Genomic DNA, 20,875 nt, shown 5'->3' on the forward strand with positions numbered 1-20,875 from the left:
GCAGCCGCTCTCTGCTGCTACAAACGCCTCCTCAAACTGACCATGTAGGACACCGTCTAAGGCATGGGGCTGATGGTGCCGTCCTCTGCCATGTCGAAGAGGCCCTGGGTCTTGCCGTCGACCTTGGTGTGCTTGAGCCAGTGCTTTGACAAGTTGTGCAGGTTCTTGTGCTGGCCTTCCCAGACCACCTGGTGTCCGGCACAGGCCATCTTCACTAGCAGCCGGTGCGGGCCGGTGATGGCGTCGTAGAGCGCGGGAACGGAGAAGGTGAGCAGAGGATCGCCACTGTCCGGTGTGGCGTTCGCGGTTGTGTCGTACTCCCCGTAGGCGATCAGCACGGGCACGCTCCCGCCGAGCACGCCGTCCTGCGCCGCAGCCTCGGTGTTCCAGCCCCACCACAGCGCGTTTCGGAACCGGCTGAGACCCAATGGCTGGCCAGACGGCTGGATCTTCCCCCAGCTACGGCCGATCGGATCGACGTCCATCAGTGCTTTCCACACCGCATCGACAATGTCGGGCGCACGCTGGCTGGCACAGTGCACCTGGGTTTTCCACCCATCGGCAAATCCCTGCTTGGTGAACACATGCGTGGGGAACCCCGGCGCCGGCAGCGTGGGCGGCGGGCTCGTCCTGCCCGCGGGCGGGAACATGGGCGCGACGAGGAACAGACTTGCGACCTTGTCGGGGTTGTCGATCGCGTACGGCCCCATCTGGAACGCAGCGGCGGACCACCCGATGAACGCGACCTGCGGGACGTTCCGCTCGGTCCGGATGTATTCGACTACTGCGTCCAGTTCGTCCCAGTCGCTCTGGGAGTTGTTCAGTTGGAACGGGTAGCTGGGCGTCCTCTGGCCAGAGAGTGGGGGTATAAGCAGACTGGTGTGCAGAGCCGGATTGACGTTGCACGGATCCTCCATACGAGGCCGCGTCGACTTGCCCGACCCCTGCAGGTCCATCATGAAGACGTCGTAGCCGGCCTTCGCCAGCGTCACGCCCCACCCGTAGGTGCTGTGTTGGAGGTCGAAGCCCGCCAGTACAGGAACACTCCTGCCATGCAGCATCAGGACGGCCTTCCGCCCCGCCGGGGGGCCCGGGGGCGTGCCGTCGTGCTCCCTTACGAAGAGCTCGATCTGCTGGCCCTTCGACGCGGGGACGGTCGACTTATGCGGGACCAGGTGGTCGATCGTTTTGATAGCCATAGGGACCTTGCCGTTGCTTAGTTGAGTTTCGCGATTGCGTCAGGCTCAGGGCCGGGACGCACACGCCCTGTATTTCTGATCGAAGTGCTGCCGTGGCCGATGGCACACAGTTCGGGCCAGCCATACTGCAGGGCTATGGCATCTCGGCCGGAACCAACCGTCCCTTTGAGTGCGTCTGGCGGAGTTGCGGGTTGAGGAGTGGTAGAAAGCTCCGGTACAGCAGTCTCCTGCTGGCGTGCGTCGTACGTTTTGCAAGCTCGGGGCTGACGTAGACGGCGCAGAGCACGACGGCCATGCACGCGCGTGAAGGTGAATACTCGCGATGCACTCCCGTATCAGGATCGCACTGCGGCACCTCGTCTGCATCTTGCCCCAGGGCGGTGGCCTGCGTCGGCACGGCGACCGCGAAGTACTGGCCGCGATCGTCATCGTGGCGACCTCGGGCTGCACGTCAGATGGCACCGCCACCCGAGCCGGACCGTGCGAGGGCACCGCCGATCCCGGCCGAAGCCACCCACCTGCTCACGCATCCTGACCTGACCGGCATGTCCCGCGAGCTGTTCGACCGGCTCGTGGAGGAACTCGAGCCCTGCCGCCGGGTCTTGGCCGAGGCGGAGCGGGAGAGAGGAAGGGCCTCAACCGGCGCGGATACAACCCCGGGTTCGGCTTCCTCGACCACCGCCACCACGTCCTGGCCGCCGTCCTGAGCCGCCGCAACACCGTCACCCTTACCCTGACGGCCTGACTGCTCGGCCGGGACCGCAACACCTTGAGTTATCACGCACACCGAACCATGCCCCTGCTGGCCTTCGCCGCCGCCCCCGACATCACTGCAGCCATCACCCAGCGCCGACGAACCCGCCCACCCCACACGATCGACGCCCTCCAAGACGTGATCGCTGACTACAAAAGCTACATTCAAGTCGGGCAGTAGTTACCGATAGTTGACGTCTCATCACCAGTGCGTCTCCCCGGGGAAATACTTCGCCGCCCTGCGCAGGATCTCGCGTTCCTCCTCCAGGTCGCGGACTTTCTTGCGCAGTGCCGCGTTCTCCGCCTCCAGCGGCGTGGGCGGCTCCGCGGGTGCCTCCGTCCGACGCTCCCTCGGCCGGTTCGCCCCGGCCGCCCGTACCCAGTTCCGCAACGTCTCCGGGTTGACTCCCGGGTCAGTCGCGACCTGCCTGATCGTCGCTTCAGGGTGCGACCGGCACAGCGCGACCGCATCCGCCTTGAACTCCGGCGGGTAGTGCTTCGTGACCACGAGATGTCCGTTCTCAGATCCTCAGAATCCAGTGTTTCGCGTGTCCAAGATCAAACACCCCAGTAGGCATGGGGCGGATGGTGCCGTCCTCTGCCATGGAGCGCAGGGCCGCCCATCCCAGGTGAGTCCGGCGCAAAACGCCCCGGCACCGCTCCGCACAGCAACCGAGCCACCGTCCACAGGCTGCCGACTCTCGGAACTGCTTGTCCCCTGGTCCGCAACCCGCCGAAAGCCCCCCGAGGGCCTCCCTGCGGGCACCGCTCAGGAGAGGCACTCTTGAGAGAGAGCATGAAGAAAAATCTGAGGAGGGGACATGCAGAAGCGAGCAAACCATCTGCTGCCCACGGAAGCGGCCACGGCGCTGGCGTCCACGTCCGGAACCGCCGATGAGGCCGAGGCCGCCATCGGCATCCGCGTCAGCAACGGACGCGTCGTCGAGGCCAACGGCAACGACTTCGTGATGCGCGGCGTCAACCATCCTCACGCTTGGTACACCGACCAGACAGGCTCCCTCGCCGACATTAAGGCGAAGGACGCCAACACCGTCCGCGTGGTGCTCTCCAGCGGCCATCATTGGCCGATGACCAGCGCCGCTGAGGTCTCTACCATCGTCCGGCTGTGCAAGCGGAACCGGCTGATCTGCGTGCTGGAGGTGCACGACACCACCGGTTACGGCGAGGTGAGCGGCGCAGCCACGCTCTCCGAGGCCGCCGATTACTGGATCAAGGTCAGAGGAGCACTGCAGGGCCAGGAGAAGTACGTCGTCATCAACATCGGCAACGAGCCGCACGGCAACAAGGATTACGAGCGCTGGACTTGCGACACCAGCGCCGCTATCGGGAAGCTGCGAGGCGCCAGCTTCCGCCACGCCATCATGGTCGACGCCCCAAACTGGGGCCAGGACTATTCGGGTACCATGCGCAACCACGCCCACACGGTCTTCGACGCCGACCCCAACCGGAACACGATCTTCTCGATCCACATGTACGGGGTCTACGAAAACGCCGATACGGTGCGGGACTACCTCGACTTCTTCGTCAGCGCCGGATTGCCGATCCTGATAGGTGAGTTCGGCGACTGGCACACCGACGGCAACCCCAACGAGGACGCGATCATGGCCACCGCGGAGGAACTCAGCCTGGGATACTTGGGCTGGTCCTGGAGCGGCAACACTGGCGGCTACCTGGACATGGTCGACAACTTCAAGGCCGACTTCCTGACCGACTGGGGCAAACGCATTTTCAGCGGCACCGACGGCATCGCAGCCACCGCGAAGGAGGCCACCATCTACGCCAGCGGAGGTAGCACCGGCGGCAATGGCGGCACCGCCCCGAGGGGCTACCTTTACGCGTGAACGGCGTCCCGACCGCCCCCCACGGACGACCGGACTGGGGGAACCAGCGGTTCCTGTCGTGTCGGGCCCGCCCGGTGGCGTAGGCAGCGAACATCTCTATTCTGTGCCGGTAACTTGGCGAAACCGGCCGTGCGGGCTTTCCTCGCGCCTCGGCGCTTTGCTCAATGGCAACCAGATAGGGGTCACAATGATGGATGAACTGACCTTCGTCACCCGCAGCACACTCGTGATGAAAGACCCCGGAATGTACGGAATCGAGAGCGTCCTCATCAAGAAGCACGTGTTCAATGCTTCCAATCCGATTCTGCGAGGTGCTCTGCTATATGACGCTGAAAGCGGGCAGAACTACTTCGTGACGGACGACGACCTCGCTCGGTACGAGCAGTCACCGCCGGAATGAGCGTGCCATCGACAGCACACGTCTGGCTTAGCTAGGGCGTGTATCGAAACGGTCGGGCCGGGCCGGCTCCAGGCGGGCCCAGCACCGACAGGGTCCGGCCCGAGACCGAAGGCCCGGATGAAACTCACCATCGACACCGACAAGGTCGCCGACACCGCCCAGTGGGCGCTGCACGCCATCCCCGGCAACCCACCCGCCCCAGTACTGGCCGGCATGCGACTCGAAGCCGACGACAACACCCTGCTCCTGAGCAGCTTCGATTACTACCGCTCCGCCCGCGCCCGTGAGGCCGTACCTCGGCGGCAGCCTTCGCGTGTTCGATCAGGCTGGGATGTACAGGAACTCGGGCCCGTATGTCTGTCCGCTCCCGTCCGGCAGCTCGTGGCGCATCAGTGAACGGGCGGGACTCGCCAGGCTCCGCATTGTCGCTTCAGCTTCTTCGAAGGCTTCGTTCACTGCCTGCGGATCGTCCGTCTGCCACGTCTTCTCCAGCCATCGCAGCAGTTCGCTGTAGCGCTGGTTGAATTTTGTGAGGAGTTCCTGCACCTCGGCGTCGGGACGGTGCATCGGCTCCTGTGCCCAGCCTCCCTTGGGCACGCGCCCCATCCGGTGGGCCTCGGGCATCACGATGGGATCGCCTTGGTAGGCCCACCCCTCGGGAGCCGTCGGCACTTCGACCAGCTTCTTGCCCTGCAGGATCTGGCGGAACTCGTAGTAGTGGGCGAGTTCGCCCTCCCTGCCGAAGTAGCGGTTCTTGGGTGAGCTGTGGCTTCCCTCGCCCTGTTCCATGATGACCTGGATGGCGTCGTCCACGGACTGCGGTGTGGAGAGCGGGACGAGGCTGTTTCCCATGCCGTGGGCGTTCGTCATCTCCCTCTCGACCTGTCTGTGGCCTTTGATCAGGTCAGGGTTCTGCTTGAACGCTTGCCGGACAGCGCTGTAGAAGGCCCCGATCGACGTGCTGGGTTCCTCGAATTCGGCGACGGGGTCCTCGGGCCGTTCGATCTGGCAGTACATGTCGACGGAAGCGCGGCTCAGACCGCTGAGGAACACGGAGAGGTTGGGCCGTACTCCCCCGGGCAGTGGGCCAGGATACTTCGGAACCAGATCGGGGTCTGCGATGCGCGGGGACCCGCCGATGGTGGTGAGCATGTTGCACGCCAACCCCATGTGAGACATCTCGTCCATGACGATCGCCAAGATGGCGTCGTGGACGGCCTTGTCCTTCTCCGGGTCCTTGATCGACCACAGTCCGCACAGATACGGAGGGATGGTCGCGAGCTCCAGCATGACCGCTAGTTGCAGGGCGTCCTGCAACCACCTTTGATTTCGCTGCGGTTCGGGCTGGCTCATCAAGGCGACGATCGCCTTGCCCTCATAGGCGAGAGCTTGGGTCAAGGGAGACTCCTTCCCATCGCGCGGTCGCATCACAGCGGATGGCCGCTTCAGTGCAGTTGCTGGACACCCGTCGCGTCACGGACGAAGACGGAGCGGGTGTCCGTGGCGCTGTAGCGCTCCTTGACGTTGAAAGCGGCTGGCGTACCTGCCACCGGGGCGTCCGGCTGTTCCACGTACAGGACGTAGGTCTTCGCCGTGTCCGTCTCGCTGTCGAGTTGCAGCCAGGCTTTGCTGCCCGCGGCGGGAAGGGTGCCGGCTGCCTTGATGGTCACCGAGGTGGCCGTCTGGTCGAAGGTGTACGTCGCCGCGCCGAGTTCGAGCCGCTTGCGGGCGCCGTCCTTCCAGCGTGTAAAGAGCTCGATCCACTCCTCTGGCCACAGTCCGCCGTGGCTGCCCGGCGGCATGTTGCTTTTCAGGCGGCCGAGGATGTCGTCGGCTTGGGCGACGACGGCGTCATAGTCCCAGAGGTCGAACGCGTCACTCATATGGTCGCGATCGGTGGCGCGGAACATGGGCCGGATATGGAGTTCGAAGACTGGTGTACGCACGTTGACCGTAAACCTCCATCAGGACGTCCTTGAGCCTGACCTCCGTAACGAGGTCCGTCGGCTGCGGCTGTCGTTCAGTTGCGCGGAATGGCGCGGAGTGAGCGCGCTGATGTCCTGGCGTTTCCTGATCACCGCTTCCTCCGTTTCTCAGCCGAAGGTAGAGGAGGCGGTGACGCTGTACGAGGCATCAGTCCGAATGTGGGCGCGCCGCCAGTTCCCTGGCCCCTTTGTGCAGGTCAGGGATGCGGCTGGGTGATCGTCGATCCAGGACAGGCCTCCGATGTCGAGGTGGTGGCGGGTGCGGGTGACGGCGACGTAGGCGAGGCGGGCTTCGCCGTCGTCGATCGGGCCGGGTACCGCGCGGCCGGTGTCGTCCAGTTGGTTGCTGTCCTTGGGCGGGGTGAAGTCGTCGGCGATTCTCACGCGGCGCCATTCTCGGCCCTTGGCTTTGTGGGCGGTGGAGACGGTGATCTCGGCCTGTTGTTCGGGGACGAGTTGGGCGACGGCGGAGAGGATGGCGTCGGTGCCGTGGGTGTCGACGAGGTCGACGAGTGGCTGCAGATCGCGGCCGGCCGGGTCGTGGGCGGCGTAGTCCTGCAGTTGCCCCCAGGAGGGGAAGAGGACGAGTTCGGGATGGGTGGTGCGGCGGCCGTCCTTCAGGTCGTGGGCGGCCAGGGCCAGGGCGCGCAGGCTGTCTCCTCCCCCGACCAGGGCCACGCGGTATCCGGTGGTCAGCAGGTCCATGACCTGGGCGATGGCTCCGACATTGGTGCGGCACAGCACCGCGTCGGGCTGGCCGAGGGGGCCGAGTTCGGTGGGCACGGTCTCGGTTCCGGTGAGGCGGAGGGGGGCGTCGGCGATGGCCAGCCACCGGTTGGCCTCGTCGGCGAGGCGGGGGCCGAAGCGGAAGGACTGGGAGAGGGCGAGTTGGGTGCCGTCGAAGCCGGTCATGACGTCTTTGGCACCGCGCCAGTCGTAGATGGCCTGGGCGGAGTCGCCGACCATGACCAGCTGGGTGTGGTCGCGTTGGTCGAGGAAGATCTGTTCGACGACGGGGTTGGTGTCCTGGGCCTCGTCGAGGAGGAGGAAGTCGGTGGCGATTTTCGGGGCGGTGAGGGCCCAGATTTTCAGGTAGTGGTCGTGGTCGAAGCGAACCGCGCCGTCGTCGGGGTGCTGGAGGTCGGCCCAGGCTTTGCGGGCGAAGGGGACGATGTGGGCGGCGAGTTGGGCGTGCAGGTCGCGGCCGTCCAGGCCACGAAGGTGGGGGACGTGGTGGCGGGTGATGGCGGGGTCGGCGGTGTGGCAGAAGCGGGCCACCGTACGCAGGGCGGCGTTGGAGAGCGTTCGTTGTGACAGGTCGCGTTCGCCGATCCGGATGCCTTTGGTGATGCCGAGAGCTTGTCCGGTCTGCCAGGCCGGACGGCGGGGTGCGCCCAGGCGGCGGGTGTATTGGTGGCCGATGGCGGCGTAGGCGAGGGCGTGGGCGGTCTTGCAGGTGACGGTGGGCGGGAAGCGCGCGGCGGCGTCCTGGGCGATGGCCCGGTTGTAGGCGAGGTAGCGGCCGCGGCGCCGGGTGGCGTGGGCGAGCTGGGCCAGGGTGGTGGTCTTGCCGGTGCCCGCACCGGCCTGCAGGGCCAGGTGGTCGCCGGCGTGGAAGGCGTCGGCTGCGGCTTGCTGTTCGTCGGTGGGGGTCAGCACGGCGCGGCTCCGGAGGTACGGGTGAGGGCGCGGCCGACGGCTGCCACGAGGTGGAGTGCGGTGGTGTGGGCGAGCAGGTTCTGGACTGCGCGGTCGAGGCGCTCGGCCTCCTCGCCAGTACGTTGGGCCAGGGCCCGCTGCAGAGCCAGCTCCAGGAAGAAGCGGAGCGGCTGTCCCGCGCTGTCGGCGGCGGCCTGGAGGTCAGCGTGGGCGGCGGGCGGGAAGGCGACGTTGAGGACGATCTTGCCGTCGGCGTTGGGGTAGTGGGTGGTGATCACGTCGATGGGGAGCAGTCCGCCGGTCTGGTGGCGCAGTCGGTTGAGGGCCTTTCCCGGGGTTTTGGCGGGCACCAGGGCCAGGAGGTGGGTGGCGTCGTGGTTGGCGGCGAGCGGCATCGTGCGGGTGGCCCGGTGGAGTTCGGCTGAGGTGAGGGGCCGGGTCAGGGTGATGTCCAGGGCGTGGTGCGGCATCGTCATGCCTTCCCGTGGTGGCCGGGCGTGGCGTGGGGCAGGCGGGTGCGGATGTGTGACGCGTGGAGGAGGGGGTCAAAGACCTGCCATCCGGCGAGGGCGAGGTCGGCGGCGCCCGGATGGGCGGCGTGGGCAGGGCAGCGCTGGGTGCGCCAGCGCAGTTGCTCGGTGTACGGCAGGCGGCTGAGGTCGTAGACGGCCATCAGGGTGGCGGGCAGGGTGAGTTGGCCGCGCTGCGGGCTCGCGGGGAGCAGCGTCCATAGGCCTTGGGGGGCGTTGGGGGCGAGCACGGGCTCCGGGCAGCGGTGTCGGTGTCGGGTCTGGGCCACACACCGGATGCCCTCGACGGGGGTCTCGGCGAGGTAGCGGCCCAGCAGCAGTTGCACGACGGACCGGGCGGGGCAATCCCTGCCTGCGGGCAGCTCGCAGGCTGTGGGTGGCTGGCAGACGGCGGGCGAGGCCGGGGTGAAGGCGCCCGCGTCGATGAGGCGGCGGGTACGGACGGCGAGTTGGCGGCGTACCGCCTCGAGGTGCGGGCCGGTCCGGGTGGTGGGGGTGCGGTCCGGGCAGAGCACCGTGTGCGGGATGCGGCACCAGGCGCTGCCGTCGCCGTGGGGGTGGGCGATGCCGCCACTCAGGTGCCAGCGGCAGGGCTCGGGGACGTGGGCGGCGGTCAGTTCGGCGGGGTGCAGGGCGATGGGCCGCTGGTCGGTGCGCTGGTAGAAGTCGATGCGGTTGCCGCACCGGCGGCAGCGGCCGCTCTGGCCGGCGCGCAGCAGGCGGCTGGGGCTGGTGGCGGCCACGCGCAGCGGACGGCGCGTCGGTGTGGTGCGGGGGCTGCCGTCCCAGGGGCAGCCGGTGGAGAGGGTGTTGGGGTGCATGGCGGGACCGTGCCAGGCGACACCCCGCGATGACGGGGACGGACCGGGCCGTGTCCCCCGGGCGGCCCAGCAGCATCGAACACGCAAGCCAGTCGACGTACGAAGGTTCGGTGCGTGCTCGCCGGTTCGGGTGAATCGCCGAGCGGTGGGCGAGCGGGGGCAGCGTGGTCAGGAGTCCGGGGTGCCGGGTGGGGTGTGGTTGTCGCAGATGGGGCCCAGCAGGTGGTCGATCGGTACGTCGAAGGCGTGGGCGAGGGCGTGCCAGGTGGTGACGCTGCCGGTGGTGCGGCCGTGTTCGAGGTCGATGAGGGTGCGCCGGGCCAGGCCGCTGCGGGCGGCGAGTTCGTCGAAGGTCCAGCCGCGCGTGTCCCTCAACCGCGCCATGGTCACGCGCAGCGCAGTGAGGTCGGGGTCGGGCGGCAAGATCGTCACCCCACCATCCGAAGGTGCAGACCCCTGCCCTGTCAGTGCGGGTTCCTGCACTATCGATGCAGGTGAACGACAGGCGGCTCGACACTGCGGGAGGGCAGGGATCTGCACTACGGTGCGGCCGACTCCCGCTCTTCCTCACCGGGAGGCCACGGCACCTGGACAGCAACGGATTCGGATGGGAGGGCAACGGGCCGATGCGGCTTGCCAGCACGCACGCCACGGTGCAGCGCATCTGGACGGTGGAGCTGCGCCCGCAGCCGGGCGGGCCGGCTCTGGCCTGTCCTCGCTGCACGCTGCACGGCCGCCCCGTGCAGGCCGCCTCCGCCCGGTCCGCGGCCCTGACCCATCTGGCCCGGCACGCCCGCACCGATGCACTGCCGGGGCATCTGCGTACCTGCCAGTGCAGGGCACGCGGCTGCCAGTGGCATCCCCGCCACCGCGGCTGCGCAGGACCGGTGCTCCTCGCCCTCACCCGCGACCGCAGCGGCCGCACCTGGCGTCTCGCCGACGCCTGCGCCGCCTGCGCGGCCGCCACCAGTCACACGGCCGTTGTCCCCGCCACCCTCCTCGCCGCGAGCGCTCCCGGACGCGTCCGGCGCGGGCCCGGGCCGCCGGGCGGCCCAACCGAACGCACGCGTGTGCGGGAGATGCTCACCTATCTGGCAGCGGCACTCCCCCAGTTCACCTCCCCCGCCGCCCGCCTGCTCGCCCTCCAGTGCGCCCTACGCTCCGACACCCACGGCCATGTCCGGCTGCCCGATGGCCTGCTGCGCGGCATGCGGCTGCACGGCCGCAACGAACTATGGGAAGAGCTGGAACACACGCACTGGCTACGCCGCACAGCCGACAAGTACCCGCGCACACAGGCACAGTTGCTGGATGTGGCAGTCCTCTCCCAGCAACCGGGCAGCCGAGCCCGGGCCCGCGCCGCACACTGGGCCCTACGTCCCACTCCCCTGGCATCGCCAACCGGACAACCTGCGGCTCTGCAGCTGACCGCACTGGCCCTGGCCTCGCACACCTCGGAAAACGCCGGCAGCACCGACATGGAGGTGCTCGCCCGCCTGTGCGGACACTCCCCCCACCAGAGCGCCGAACTCCTCGACCGCCTGACCACATCACGCACACTCACCGCCTGGCACCACAACCGCGAAACCGACGAAGTCTTCTGGCACCTGCCCCCACAGCACGCCACCGGACAGCCCGGTGAGCATCGAACGCATTGACTACGGTGCATAGACGACAAGTGCGGCTGAGCGCAGGACATCGCCCGAGCGGAACAACCCGCTCCACGCGCCCGTACTATCGCTACACGGGAGCAGACTGCACAGGTGCGGCCACCCATGACTCAATCAAGCCCTGCGGAGTCACCGCCCAGCCCAGGCGCCCGCTCTGGGGGTTAACTTCAGCCCGCGGCCGCGCCCCGAGGAAAGGCCAACATCATGCCTGACACCCAGACCGCCACCACCGAACTGACATCCCATTACACGGCCCAGGTGGCAGGCGACCTTGACCGCAACACCAAGGAACAGGACCGCATCGGCGCGGAAATCGAAGCCCTGCAGAAACAACTGCGCTCCCTGCAACACGACCACACCCTGCTGACGAACATGCAAAAAGCGCTCGGCGGCCCGGACACTGCCACCCAGCCGGCCGCAGCGCCCGCAGTACCGCGGCAGAAGAACACCGCGCAGCCCGGGCCGGGCAAGCGGGGGCGGGCGAAGAAGACCGCCGCCGCGCCAGGCGGCGACGCGGTCAAGAAGCCGGCCGCCAAGAAGCCCGAGGCCGCAGCCAAGGCGCCGGCAGCGAAGGCGGCCCAGCCCACCCTCGTCGAGCTGATCCGCCGCCACCTCACCGCGCAGAACGAACCCCGCTCCGCCGCGGAGATCGCCACCGCCCTCGGCCAGGCCCACCCCGACCGGAATATCAAGACCACCGTCGTACGCACCACAGTCGAAGGGCTCGTCGCCAAGAGCCACGTCCAGCGCACCAAGCAGGGCAGCTCCGTCTACTACACCACCACCGACACCCAGAAGCCGACCACGCCCGTAGCGGCCCCGGCCGACGACAAAGCCGAGACGAACTGATCACGGAGGCGCTAGGGGTGCGGCTACTGACGCTGGGGTGTGCGTCGGCGGGTCGGCGGCAGGCTTTCGCAGGCGGGGGTGGGGCCTGCCAGGAGATCAAGTACGTCGATGGCGTAGTGGGCCGCCACCCGGTCGCAGTCGTCCAGGGGCCATGCCGCGGCGCCGGACTGGCGGCGGCTGACCTGCGCCTGGCTGAGTTCCAGCGCCACAGCGAGATCGGCCTGTGTCTCCCTCGTCAACTGCATGAGCGCGGCGATCGCAGCCCTCACGCGTTCCCCCGACGACAGCACCATAATGGTCAACTTACCGCTGTCCCACGCCGGTACGTGTGCACGACGGTGTGCCAGGGGGATTGCCGGTGTGCGGTGGCGGGTCGGTCAGCGCGGGCGCCAGGTGCGGATTTCGAGGTGGAGGATGTGGACGTCCGGGTGGATGCGTCCGGTTTCCACCAGCCATTGGTGCACAGCTGCGGTGACGTCGCCGCTGGCGGCGTTGACACGGCGGGCGAAGTCGGCGGCGTCGAAGCCGCCGGTCTGGGCGGAGCCGTAGGAGCGTTCTTCGGTGTGGTCGGCACGCTGGATGACGTCGCGGCGGATGCCGGGTGAGTCGGTGCGGCTGCCGGAGGAGTGCAGATAGGCGGTCTTGGCCAGGCGAACGGTGAAGGCCAGGCGCAGACCTTGACGGGCTGCTTCGGCGATCAGGGGGCGCAGTCGGGCGGAGCCGGAGGCGATCGCCTGGGCGCCGACGCGGCCGGTGCCGGAGCCAGTGGGGGTGATCAGGACGGCTTTGCCGCGGACCCGGGCGCGGGCGCCGGAAGTGGTGGTGCGCCGCTGGATGTGGCGGGCGGCGATGGCGGTGAGTTCGGGCAGGTCGGTGATGCCGCCGGTCTGCACGGCGGCCAGAACTTCGCGCAGGGCGGTGACGAAGGCTGCGCCTTTGTTCTTGGTGTAGAACTGCGAGACCAGGGAGGGGTCACGGTTGATGACGCGCGCGATGTCGCGCTTGGTGTAGCCCGCTTCCTGGAGTTGGTCGGCGAGTTGGGCGGCTTCGTTGTGTGCGGGCCGGGGAGCGGCTCTGCGGCGGGGCGGCATCAGGCCTCTTCTGGTGCGGTGTTCAGGGCCTGACGGCCGGTGTCACGCAGGGTGAGGAGTTCTTCTTCGCTGGTGGGGGCGCTGGTAGGGCCGGAAAGGTGGCCTTTGAGGAGGTAGTCGCCGGGGCGGTGACGGTAGGGCCAGTTCTGGGGTTGAGTGAGGTAGACGGCGTCGGTGCGGAAGGCGACGACGGTGCCGGGCGGCGTGTGTAGAGCTCCGGCGTAGATGTCGTCGTCGCGGTGGTACTGGGTGAGCAGGGCGGCGCGTGCGGCGGACCAGATGGCGGCGGACCATTCGGGGTGGGCGTTGGGGTCGCGGGCGAAGCCGGTGGGCTTCTGCCAAGTGATCAGTTCGTCGTCGAAGCCGACGATTTCGGCGTCCGGGGGTACGTCGCGTTCCATACTTCGGGGGGTGGTGCCGGTGACCATGCGGGGGCGCTGGGCGAAGGAGCCGATGCCGTAGAGCAGGATGGAGCGCACCGCGCGGGAGGCGAGATGGGCGGCGCGGGACTGCTGGGCATCGCCTTGGAAGTGGGCCTGGGCGGAGAGGTTGGTCCAGGTGTCCTTGAGTTTCTTGGACCATTCGTCGAGGGGTTTGCCTGCCTCCCACAGGATGCCGTCGAGGATCTCGACCCTCCATGACCCAAGGGAGTTGGTCAGGGCAGTGTGGACTTCGGGTCCGCCGGCCCAGGTGGTGAAGGTGGCGCCGGGCGCAGCCGGATAGTGCCAGGCGCGCTCGCCGGGGGCGGGAGCGGGCAGCAGGCCGACGTGGTTCCAGCCAGCGGGGACGGTGACGCGGATGTGCCAGTGGCTGCAGCCGTAGAGGGCGTCGTGCTGTTCTTTCGCCGACCATGCGGCGAAGGCGTTGGCCGTGACGCGGCGGGGTGCACCGACCGGCGATTTCCAGGTGTGTTTGGCGTAGGCGAAGGTGCGGTCGTACTCGATCAGCGCGGGCAGTCGCTCAGGGACGCGCGGCGGGGTGAGGAGTTCGTTGCGGCCCTGTCCTGCGGTGGCGTGCAGCAGACCGCGCAGTTCCTCGGACAGAACGGGGAAACCGTCGGCGTGCTTGCCCCGGCGGGGGATGGTGCGGGTCCACAGGTCCCGGCCGGTCTGGGAGGGCGAGCCCATGACGACGGCGTCGGGAAAGTGGCGGCGCAGCTCCTCCCACAGCAGGCGGAAGGCGTCGCGGACGATGCCGGGGTGGTCGGTTGTCTCAAGGTCGAACCACTCCCCCACGCTGCGGATTTCGACGTGCTGGTCGCCGTTGTTGCGCTGGTAGCGGCCGACGGGGCTGCGGGCGTGGACGAAGTGTCCGGCCATCCGGTCGCGACCACGGCCGGTGTCGACGCGCCAGTCGGGGGTGGGCGCGTTCAGCCAGGCGGCGACAGCGTCCCGGAGGTAGGGGTAGCGGTCGGCGTCGCGGTGCCAGGGGGCCCCGGCAGTGATGTAGATGCGCTGGATGGTGTCGGGGACTGTATGGAAGACGGCGGTCAGGATGGCTGCGGCCGACCGGTCGCCCAGGTCGAGGCGCACGGTGTGGTCGCGGTGGACGAGGACCCCGGTGTCGGCGTCCAGGAAGACGGTGGGGTGGGGCTGCTGAATGAAGTTGGGGTACTGGGAAGCCAGGCCCGAGGTGGGGTTGAACCAGCGGTCGGTATCGGTGTCCTGGGGCAGGGCGGGCAGTTCGCGGGGGGTGGCGGGGTCGGCCGACTGCTGCAGCGGCGCAGGGGGCGCCGGATCCGGGGCGGGAGCGGCAGGTTGGGGATTGGGTTGTGCCGGTTCGGCGTTGCCCGGGGCGGCCGGGGAAGGAGCGGTGTCCATGTCCTGGGGGACGAGTTGGGGGGCCAAAGCGACGACGTCGGCGATGCTGAGCCCGGCCGCGGGCGCGATCCGCTCGGCCTTGGCCTTGTCGTGGGCGGCCAGGGCGGTGACGGTCTTGTCCCGTTGTGTTTCCAGGCGGGATAGGGCGGCCGCGGTCTTTTTGATGTCGTCGCGCAGCGTGCGCAGCTCAGCGAGGCCGCTGGTGTAGGTCTGTGCATCCATCGTGGTTCCTCGTGGGCGCTCGGTCAGCTGGCGGTGGTGTCGGGGGTGACGTAGGCGATCGCGCCGCCGGAGTGGGATTGAAGGCGGGTGCCGAGCAGCAGGGCGGCGAGAGCGCGGTCGTCGTGTCGGGCGGAGGTCAGTTCCATCGCGGGGGCGGCGAGGTCGGTGATGTAGCCGGCCAGGCGTGCGTCGGGGAAGGCGTAGCGGCCCTGGTCGTTGCGCTGCCAGGTGTCCAGGCCGGTCAGAACGGCGACGACGTAGCCGGACAGGGTGACGGGCAGCAGGCCCGCGGCGGCGATGCTGGCGGGGTCACAGCGCCACCAGCCGCGCAGGCTCTTGAGGAGATGCCCGGCACCGAGGTGGGGGGCGTAGCCGATCCATGTGCGGTCGTCCTCGTCGACGGGGCGTGCCGCGTCGACGCGCAGGACAGCGATCTCCCGGGCATCGAAGCGGTGCAGCGGGGCGTACGTGCGCTGCTGGATGGCCTGGACGACATCGAGAGGGATCATGACGCGGACGCCGCGGTGGGAAAGGCCGGGCAGGACGTCGGCGCGGATGAGGCGGCGCAAGGTGGTGATGGCGCAGCCCAGTTCGGCGGCGGCCTGACCCGTGGTCAGCAGCACGGCCATGCCCGCCTCCCCGGTGGTGTGTGGTGCCGCAGCAGGACACTAGCGGCACTACACTCCCATTACAAGCTTGATCAGATATCTGATCAAGCTTGTAATGGGGTCACAGCGCGTTGAGGCGGGCTTGATCAGCGGCAGGTCCGACTGCTCCGATCTTCAACAGCCGGGCGTCGATGGCCTGTTCACTGCGGCCGAACTCGTTGCTCAGTTCGGGGGTCAGTACTCCGTCGGCGCAGCGCTGGGCCAGCTGCCGTTCCTCTTCGTTGTTCCAGCGGGTGTGGGTGTTGCGGTGGACCTGGCGGCGTTGCTGCATGGCTTCGGAGAGGGGGCGGCTGACGGGGGTGGTGCGGTCGGATCCGGGCGTCCGGATCAGTCCCTGGCGTGTGAGTTCTTCGTAGATGACGCTGCGGGAACGGCCGAACTCCGCGGTGAGGATGGTGAAGTCGCGTTCCTGGCGGAAGCGTGCGGCGAGCCGGGCGCTGTCCGCGGGTGCCCACCCTCCGCCCTGCCGGGGCGAGGGGATGGCGGGGGCGCGGGTGCGGGAGGCGGCGTCCAGGAGCCGGGCCAGGGGCGCGAGGTCGTCCGCAGTGACGGCGCCGCAGAGTTCTCCGTGGATGTCTCCCCGCTCGCTGCTGATGGTGAGTTCCAGGGTGAGCTGTCCGTTGTCGCAGCGGGTGCCGGTCAGGACGTAGCGGTGGCCGTTTTCGGTGAAGGCGGACTCCAGGCAGGGCGCTGGTAGGGGGCCGGACGGCGTATCGGACGGTGCAGGCAAAGGAGCGGTGCCCATCGGGGAGGCGAGGAGGGTGTGGATGTGCCAGGTGGCCAGGAAGCGACCGCCGGTGTCGAGTTGATAGGTGACGGGACCGGCCTCGAGGTCGGTGACGCCGTACAGGACGGTCAGCCGCTGGCCGGCGAAGGGGCTGGCCGCTTCGGGGGTTCCGGGCACGGGCTGGTAGGTGAGGATTCCGCGGCCGGGCTGGTCGGCGGGGTCGAGCAGGGGGGCGTCGGGATCGCCGTGCCAGTGTCCGCTGCGGTCCTGGAAGGCGTAGATGACGGTCATGGGGCTCCTTGCTCAATAGTGGAACTGGATGAGGTGCAGGTCGCTGATGGTCACGGCGGCCTGCTGCTGGTCTGCGGGCAGGGCGCGGAAGAAGTAGGCCTCGCCGATGCCGTCGGCGAGGATGCGGCGCAGTTCGTCTTCGGCGGCGTCGTGGTGGCGGGCGTCGAAGAGATGGCGGGCGTGGAGGGTGGGCAGGTCCTCGATCACGCGCAGCAGGCGGGGGTCGTGGAATTCGCCGCTGAGGGTGGTGTAGGCGAAACGGGCGTGGAGCTCGGCGGTGACGCAGCCTCCGTGGTCGAGGATCTGCTGATGTGCGCGGCGGCGGACGTCCGGCTGCCAGGTGCGGTATATCTCGCGCTCGATGAGGGTGGCCTGGGCGGGCGTGAGGTCGCTGAGGTCGCCTTCGGCCCACCGGGCCAGGGCGTGGGGATAGGCGAACAGGCAGGGCGCCAAATCACTGTGGCTGGTCTGGCGCAGCAGGTGGCGCAGGCGGGCGGCGGGGCGCTTGGGGGGTTGCCGTGTCCAGTGCCGGGCGTCGGCGAGGTCGAGCGCGTGGGCAATGGATGTGTTCAGCAGCGGCACGGTGGGGTGGTCTCCTGCCGGGGGTTACCGGGGGCGGGGCTGGTCGTTGTCCGCGGTGAGGGGCTGGCCGGGAGGGCCCGGGCCGGGGATGTGGGAGGCGGTCATGGACACGGAGGCGGTGCCGAAGCTGGTGGGGGTGGAGCCGGTGCCGGGTGAGGCGGCGGCCTCCTTTGTCCGGCGGCTGGCCCACCTCAACGAGCTGTCTGTCGCAGAGGTGTTGCGGGAGGCGGGAGCACACCGGCCGCCGGGGGAGCTGGATCCGTGGGTGCAGGAGGTGTTCCTTGGTGAACAGGCCGCCGCGCGGCTGGCGGTGATGGCCTGGCGCACGCCCCAGGAATTGTGTCGCGCCTTGCCCACGCTGGCCGCCGGGGCAACGGGGCGCGTGCGTCGGCAGTCGGTGCGGGTGGAGCCCTGGCCTGGGCAGTGGACGCCGCTGGAGCCGTGCGCGGGGTGCATGGCCCGGCACAACGACCTCGTGACACCCGTGGTGCTGGCGGGTGGCGATCCGTGGCAGGTGTGTGTGCGCCACGGCCGGTGGCTGCGCAGCACTGCCGACGGCGGTCCGTCCCAGGTTCTGCTCAGCGGACTTGAGGAGGTGGTGCGGGCGCATCGGCGTCGGGTGCGGCTGCAGCAGCGGGTGGGACCGTATGCGCGGGCGCTGCTGGCCGATGCGCTGCAGGTGGCCGCGGCCTGGTGGCAGGGCCGCCAGATGGGCTCGGAAACGCTCTGGGCCGGCCGGGAGGCGGTGCTGGGTATGGGGCGGCAGCGGTGGGCGGTGCCGCTGGTCGTCTACCCGGAGGCCGTCATCGTCGCCGAGGCCATGGCCGTGTACGAGCGGCAGCGGCACTGGGGCCGGGAGTTCGCAGGCGGTGCGCCGGGCTGGGTCTCGAAGCGCTGGATCGCCTTCGTGGGCGAGCGGCTGGGCATGCCCGGTCCGATGGAGCACGGCGGCTACCGGATGCTGCGCCAGTGGACGCTGCAGCATCGCATCACCACACCGGTGGTGGACCGGCTGGCCCAGCCGGCGCCGCCGCCCGGCTACCGGGCCGGGCACCTGCCGGTGATGGACCCGCATCACGGGCTGCCGGAACGAGGAGCGCTGGAGGACGCGTCGTGTCTTGACTGGCGGCTGGGCCGGCCCGTGACCGCCTTGGAGTGAGGCGGAGGAGGCCGCCCGGGGCGGGCAGGAAATGCCGCAGGCGGGCTGGGCGGTCACCATGACGGGCAGGCGTCTTTGAGGAGTTGGGCGGGGTTTACGCCCTCGGCGCAGCGGGCCGTGTACCAGTGCAGGGGGCGTACCGCGACGGGATGGACGTGTCCGGGCGAGATGCCGATCCTGAAGTCGCTGGTGGGGGTGTCGGTGATCTCGGTCAGGTGCGGGGTGCGGGTGGCGTACACGATGTGGCCGCCGGCGACCGCGAGGGGCCAGTAGCCGCTGCGGGATGTACGGGCGAGCTTGCGGTGGAGGTTGGCGCGGGCGTTGGCGATGACCGCGGCATGCAGATCGGGACGCCAGGTGGGCTCCTTCGGACTGGGCCAGGCGGTCAGTGCGGTCTGGTCGGGCTGGGCGGGCGGCTGGGCGAGGGCGGCCAGGGCGTCCTGGCCGGTGGCGTGCAGGGCGCGCAGCAGGGCCCGCTGCAGGGGGTCGGCCTGGGGCAGTGCGGCCAGGGCGGCCAGGAGGTCGGGGGTGTCCATGGTGGCGGTGATCCCGAGGCGTTCCAGGACGGATAGGCGGGCCAGGCGCAGGTGTTCGTACCAGGGGGCCAGGTAGGGGCTGGTCGGGCCGGGGCGCAGCCAGCCCTCGGCGGGTGGTTCCAGCTGTGCTGTGCCCACGCGCGTCCCGGCGTAGGCGACGGCGGGTGTGGTGTGCCAGGCGGGTCCCGTGCCGGTGAAAGCCGGGGGAAGCAGGGGGTGTTGGGGGACGGCGGAGAGGTCGACTAGCCAGCTGCCGGGCCGCTTGTGGTCGAAGGGCCGGTGGTGGACGTGGTGGGCCGGCCCGTCGGCGACCTGGATCTCTCTGATGCCGGCGAGGTGGAACAGGTTCACCGCCAGGCACACCACGTATGTGCGGTCGGCTTCGTCGGGAGCGGGATGGCGCCACCAGTCGATGTCGGTGTCGGCGAGGGTGTCCTTCTCGGCGCGGTGGCTGGCCAGTTGGTGGCCGGGCGGGGCCTCGCAGGGGGCCGGGTCGACCGGCCTGGTCAGGGCTCCGCCCACCCCCAGGGCCAGCAGGGCGCCGGTGGCGGTGTGGCGGTGGGCGGGCGGGCGCAGGTCACGCATGAGCTGGTGGCCGCAGGCGCCCGGGGGACCCAGCGGGGTGCGCACGAGCGAGGTGTACTGGCCAAGGGCGGCGGCGAGTTCGCCGGGGGTGAGCCGTTCGGGCAGGTTCCAGGCGTCGTGGTGCAGGGCGCCCCAGTCGGTGACGGCGAGGTGGATGCTGTCGCAGGCGGGATCGCCGGTGCTGGGGTGCAGCCGTGTCCAGGGGCCCAGGCCGTCGGCGTCGGCCTGCCAGCCGATCGCGCGGGCCTGCTGCAGCAGCGGGTGGTCGCTGCGCGGGTGCCGTGCGGGCAGGTCGGGCAGGTCGGCGGGCAGCGCCAGGCGGGCGCGGGCGGTGGGGGTGAGCACCAGCAGCGGGCCGGGCGGCAGGGCTTCGCGGCGGACGGGGGCGGCGCCGAGCCTGTTCACGGCCCAGGCCAGCAGTCCGTGCAGGTCGTCGGCGGGGCAGGTCCGGGTGCGGCTGTCGGCGAGGTGGGCGATGAGTCCCGACGGGCCGGCCTCGAGGACAGCAGAGGGTCCGTCGGGCATGCCCCGGGCCTTGATCGGCGGATAGGCCAGCCGCACCGTGGGGCCGGTCTCGAGCGGCGGCCGCTGCGTCGGCAGTACAAGGCTTCTGGCAGCGGGCTGTGCAGGGGCGGGCGAGGTCTGCAGGGCCCGGCCGGCGTCCGGGGCGGGTGCGGGGCAGCGGGTGCCCAGGTGCTGGGGGTGGCCGCCGACGCGGTGCTGCGTGGGCTGCTGGCAGCGGCGGCACGGTGCGTGGGCTGCCGCCCGGGTGGGGATCTCATGCCGGAGGGCGCCCAGTGCGGCCCAGTCGGGTGCCTGGGCGGGCGGAGGTTCCGGCGCGGCGGTGCTCTCCTGCCGGGCGTCCAGAGCAGCCAGCAGGTGGCCGTAGATGGCTGCAGTGTTGCCGCGCGGTGTGGTGCTGCCCTGTTCCCAGGCTCGGACGGTGTCCTCGCTCACGCCGCAGGCGTCGGCGATCTGGTGCAGGGAGAGGCCGGAGTGGTGGCGCAGTCTGCGCCGTTGCTCCGGCGCGGGCATACCGCCGGTCGTCGGTTTGGGCTCTGAGATGGCGTCGAAGTCGAACAGTCCGTCCACGGTTGGGTCGGCTCCCCCGCTGGTGCTTGGTCTCGGATGCAGCACTGCCGGTCGAAGCAGATGCGCTTGGCAGCGCAGCATGCAGGAATCCGCAAAGCACATGCGTCACACGCAAGAACGTTCCGTTGGCTGTCGACCTGCGTAAATGGCCTGAGAGCGGGCCGGGAATCTGCTCCGATCGGGCGAGGCGCGCGCTCCGGGTTGCCCAGCGCCCCCCTTTCTTGGCCTCCGCTCAGCGGGTTGACCTGGCACAACGGGCCGTTCGCCTGTGCGATCGAACGGCGCGCGGGCGTGGCGCGCGCTCGCTCGTTCGAGGGTGTTCGACCCGTATGGCTGTCCTCGTGCGCGGCGGGCGGCCACGGTGATCGGCATCG

At 69.6% G+C, this 20,875-nt stretch carries 21 protein-coding genes and 2 pseudogenes; 8 read left to right on the plus strand and 15 right to left on the minus strand.

Annotation, left to right across the window (positions count from 1 at the left end; genetic code table 11):
* Positions 1–56: 56 nt before the first annotated feature.
* Positions 57–1,199: an alpha/beta fold hydrolase gene (locus tag IEY89_RS36545; protein WP_189151858.1), complete on the minus strand. Its 1,143-nt coding sequence runs from the start codon at positions 1,197–1,199 to the stop codon at positions 57–59.
* Between the two features lie 364 nt (positions 1,200–1,563).
* Here IEY89_RS36545 and IEY89_RS36550 point away from each other — a divergent pair.
* Both IEY89_RS36550 and IEY89_RS42245 read left to right on the plus strand, forming a co-directional pair.
* Positions 1,564–1,650 (plus strand): annotated as a pseudogene (locus IEY89_RS36550) (IS5/IS1182 family transposase); the annotation flags it as partial.
* A gap of 1 nt (position 1,651) precedes the next feature.
* Positions 1,652–2,133, plus strand: a pseudogene (locus IEY89_RS42245) (ISAzo13 family transposase); the annotation flags it as partial.
* Between the two features lie 21 nt (positions 2,134–2,154).
* On the opposite strand, the gene IEY89_RS36555 reads toward IEY89_RS42245, so the two are convergent.
* On the minus strand, positions 2,155–2,460 hold the full coding sequence (locus tag IEY89_RS36555) for a transposase (protein WP_189151859.1): 306 nt from the start codon (positions 2,458–2,460) through the stop codon (positions 2,155–2,157).
* Between the two features lie 313 nt (positions 2,461–2,773).
* Between IEY89_RS36555 and IEY89_RS36560 the strand changes: the two genes are divergently transcribed.
* The 3 genes from IEY89_RS36560 (at position 2,774) to IEY89_RS36570 (ending at position 4,610) form a co-directional block, all read left to right on the plus strand.
* Positions 2,774–3,814: a glycoside hydrolase family 5 protein gene (locus tag IEY89_RS36560; RefSeq protein WP_189151860.1), complete on the plus strand. Its 1,041-nt coding sequence runs from the start codon at positions 2,774–2,776 to the stop codon at positions 3,812–3,814.
* Between the two features lie 187 nt (positions 3,815–4,001).
* Positions 4,002–4,214 carry a hypothetical protein gene (locus IEY89_RS36565; RefSeq protein WP_050399378.1) on the plus strand — a complete coding sequence of 71 codons (213 nt, stop codon included), beginning with the start codon at positions 4,002–4,004 and terminating at the stop codon, positions 4,212–4,214.
* A gap of 117 nt (positions 4,215–4,331) precedes the next feature.
* The gene (locus tag IEY89_RS36570; RefSeq protein WP_189151861.1) at positions 4,332–4,610 is read left to right on the plus strand and encodes a hypothetical protein; all 279 of its coding nucleotides are present in this window, start codon (positions 4,332–4,334) and stop codon (positions 4,608–4,610) included.
* On the opposite strand, the gene IEY89_RS36575 is transcribed toward IEY89_RS36570, so the two are convergent.
* From IEY89_RS36575 to IEY89_RS36600, 6 genes are all read right to left on the minus strand, one after another.
* The gene (locus IEY89_RS36575) at positions 4,536–5,612 is read right to left on the minus strand and encodes a ferritin-like domain-containing protein (RefSeq protein WP_229695626.1); all 1,077 of its coding nucleotides are present in this window, start codon (positions 5,610–5,612) and stop codon (positions 4,536–4,538) included. The genes IEY89_RS36570 and IEY89_RS36575 overlap by 75 nt on opposite strands.
* A gap of 47 nt (positions 5,613–5,659) precedes the next feature.
* Entirely contained in the window at positions 5,660–6,097 is a 438-nt protein-coding gene (locus IEY89_RS36580; RefSeq protein WP_189151862.1) for a hypothetical protein, read from the minus strand.
* Between the two features lie 210 nt (positions 6,098–6,307).
* Positions 6,308–7,855 carry a UvrD-helicase domain-containing protein gene (locus tag IEY89_RS36585; RefSeq protein ID WP_189151888.1) on the minus strand — a complete coding sequence of 516 codons (1,548 nt, stop codon included), beginning with the start codon at positions 7,853–7,855 and terminating at the stop codon, positions 6,308–6,310.
* On the minus strand, positions 7,852–8,334 hold the full coding sequence (locus IEY89_RS36590; protein WP_189151863.1) for a hypothetical protein: 483 nt from the start codon (positions 8,332–8,334) through the stop codon (positions 7,852–7,854). Before IEY89_RS36590 ends, IEY89_RS36585 begins: the two co-directional genes overlap by 4 nt.
* Complete coding sequence (locus IEY89_RS36595) at positions 8,331–9,209, minus strand: DUF6083 domain-containing protein (RefSeq protein WP_189151864.1); 879 nt, start codon at positions 9,207–9,209, stop codon at positions 8,331–8,333. The genes IEY89_RS36590 and IEY89_RS36595 overlap by 4 nt, the downstream gene beginning before the upstream one ends.
* A gap of 168 nt (positions 9,210–9,377) precedes the next feature.
* The gene (locus IEY89_RS36600) at positions 9,378–9,641 is read right to left on the minus strand and encodes a helix-turn-helix domain-containing protein (protein ID WP_189151865.1); all 264 of its coding nucleotides are present in this window, start codon (positions 9,639–9,641) and stop codon (positions 9,378–9,380) included.
* Between the two features lie 194 nt (positions 9,642–9,835).
* Here IEY89_RS36600 and IEY89_RS36605 point away from each other — a divergent pair, with 194 nt between their 5' ends.
* Positions 9,836–10,867, plus strand: a complete 1,032-nt coding sequence (locus IEY89_RS36605) for a hypothetical protein (RefSeq protein ID WP_189151866.1) — start codon at positions 9,836–9,838, stop codon at positions 10,865–10,867.
* A 216-nt stretch (positions 10,868–11,083) separates the two neighbouring features.
* On the plus strand, positions 11,084–11,728 hold the full coding sequence (locus IEY89_RS36610) for a hypothetical protein (protein ID WP_189151867.1): 645 nt from the start codon (positions 11,084–11,086) through the stop codon (positions 11,726–11,728).
* A 23-nt stretch (positions 11,729–11,751) separates the two neighbouring features.
* Here the strand turns inward: IEY89_RS36610 and IEY89_RS36615 are convergent, their stop codons facing one another.
* From IEY89_RS36615 to tpg, 6 genes are all read right to left on the minus strand, one after another.
* Positions 11,752–12,021, minus strand: coding sequence for a helix-turn-helix domain-containing protein (locus IEY89_RS36615; RefSeq protein WP_189151868.1), 270 nt, complete (start codon positions 12,019–12,021; stop codon positions 11,752–11,754).
* Between the two features lie 84 nt (positions 12,022–12,105).
* On the minus strand, positions 12,106–12,819 hold the full coding sequence (locus IEY89_RS36620; protein ID WP_189151869.1) for a helix-turn-helix domain containing protein: 714 nt from the start codon (positions 12,817–12,819) through the stop codon (positions 12,106–12,108).
* Entirely contained in the window at positions 12,819–14,861 is a 2,043-nt protein-coding gene (locus IEY89_RS36625) for a hypothetical protein (RefSeq protein WP_189151870.1), read from the minus strand. Before IEY89_RS36625 ends, IEY89_RS36620 begins: the two co-directional genes overlap by 1 nt.
* A gap of 23 nt (positions 14,862–14,884) precedes the next feature.
* Positions 14,885–15,490 carry a helix-turn-helix domain-containing protein gene (locus tag IEY89_RS36630; protein ID WP_229695627.1) on the minus strand — a complete coding sequence of 202 codons (606 nt, stop codon included), beginning with the start codon at positions 15,488–15,490 and terminating at the stop codon, positions 14,885–14,887.
* Between the two features lie 100 nt (positions 15,491–15,590).
* The gene (locus IEY89_RS36635) at positions 15,591–16,547 is read right to left on the minus strand and encodes a hypothetical protein (protein WP_189151871.1); all 957 of its coding nucleotides are present in this window, start codon (positions 16,545–16,547) and stop codon (positions 15,591–15,593) included.
* Positions 16,548–16,559: 12 nt separating this feature from the next.
* Positions 16,560–17,129, minus strand: a complete 570-nt coding sequence (tpg, locus tag IEY89_RS36640; RefSeq protein ID WP_189151872.1) for a telomere-protecting terminal protein Tpg — start codon at positions 17,127–17,129, stop codon at positions 16,560–16,562.
* A gap of 103 nt (positions 17,130–17,232) precedes the next feature.
* On the opposite strand from tpg, the gene IEY89_RS36645 reads away from it, so the two are divergent.
* Positions 17,233–18,288 (plus strand): hypothetical protein, encoded by a 1,056-nt coding sequence (locus IEY89_RS36645; RefSeq protein ID WP_189151873.1) that lies wholly within the window; start codon positions 17,233–17,235, stop codon positions 18,286–18,288.
* Positions 18,289–18,341: 53 nt separating this feature from the next.
* Here the strand turns inward: IEY89_RS36645 and IEY89_RS36650 are convergent, their stop codons facing one another.
* Positions 18,342–20,501, minus strand: coding sequence for a DUF8841 domain-containing protein (locus tag IEY89_RS36650; RefSeq protein ID WP_189151874.1), 2,160 nt, complete (start codon positions 20,499–20,501; stop codon positions 18,342–18,344).
* Between the last annotated feature and the right edge of the window lie 374 nt (positions 20,502–20,875).

Source organism: Streptomyces lacrimifluminis, assembly GCF_014646095.1.
GTDB lineage: Bacteria > Actinomycetota > Actinomycetes > Streptomycetales > Streptomycetaceae > Streptomyces > Streptomyces lacrimifluminis.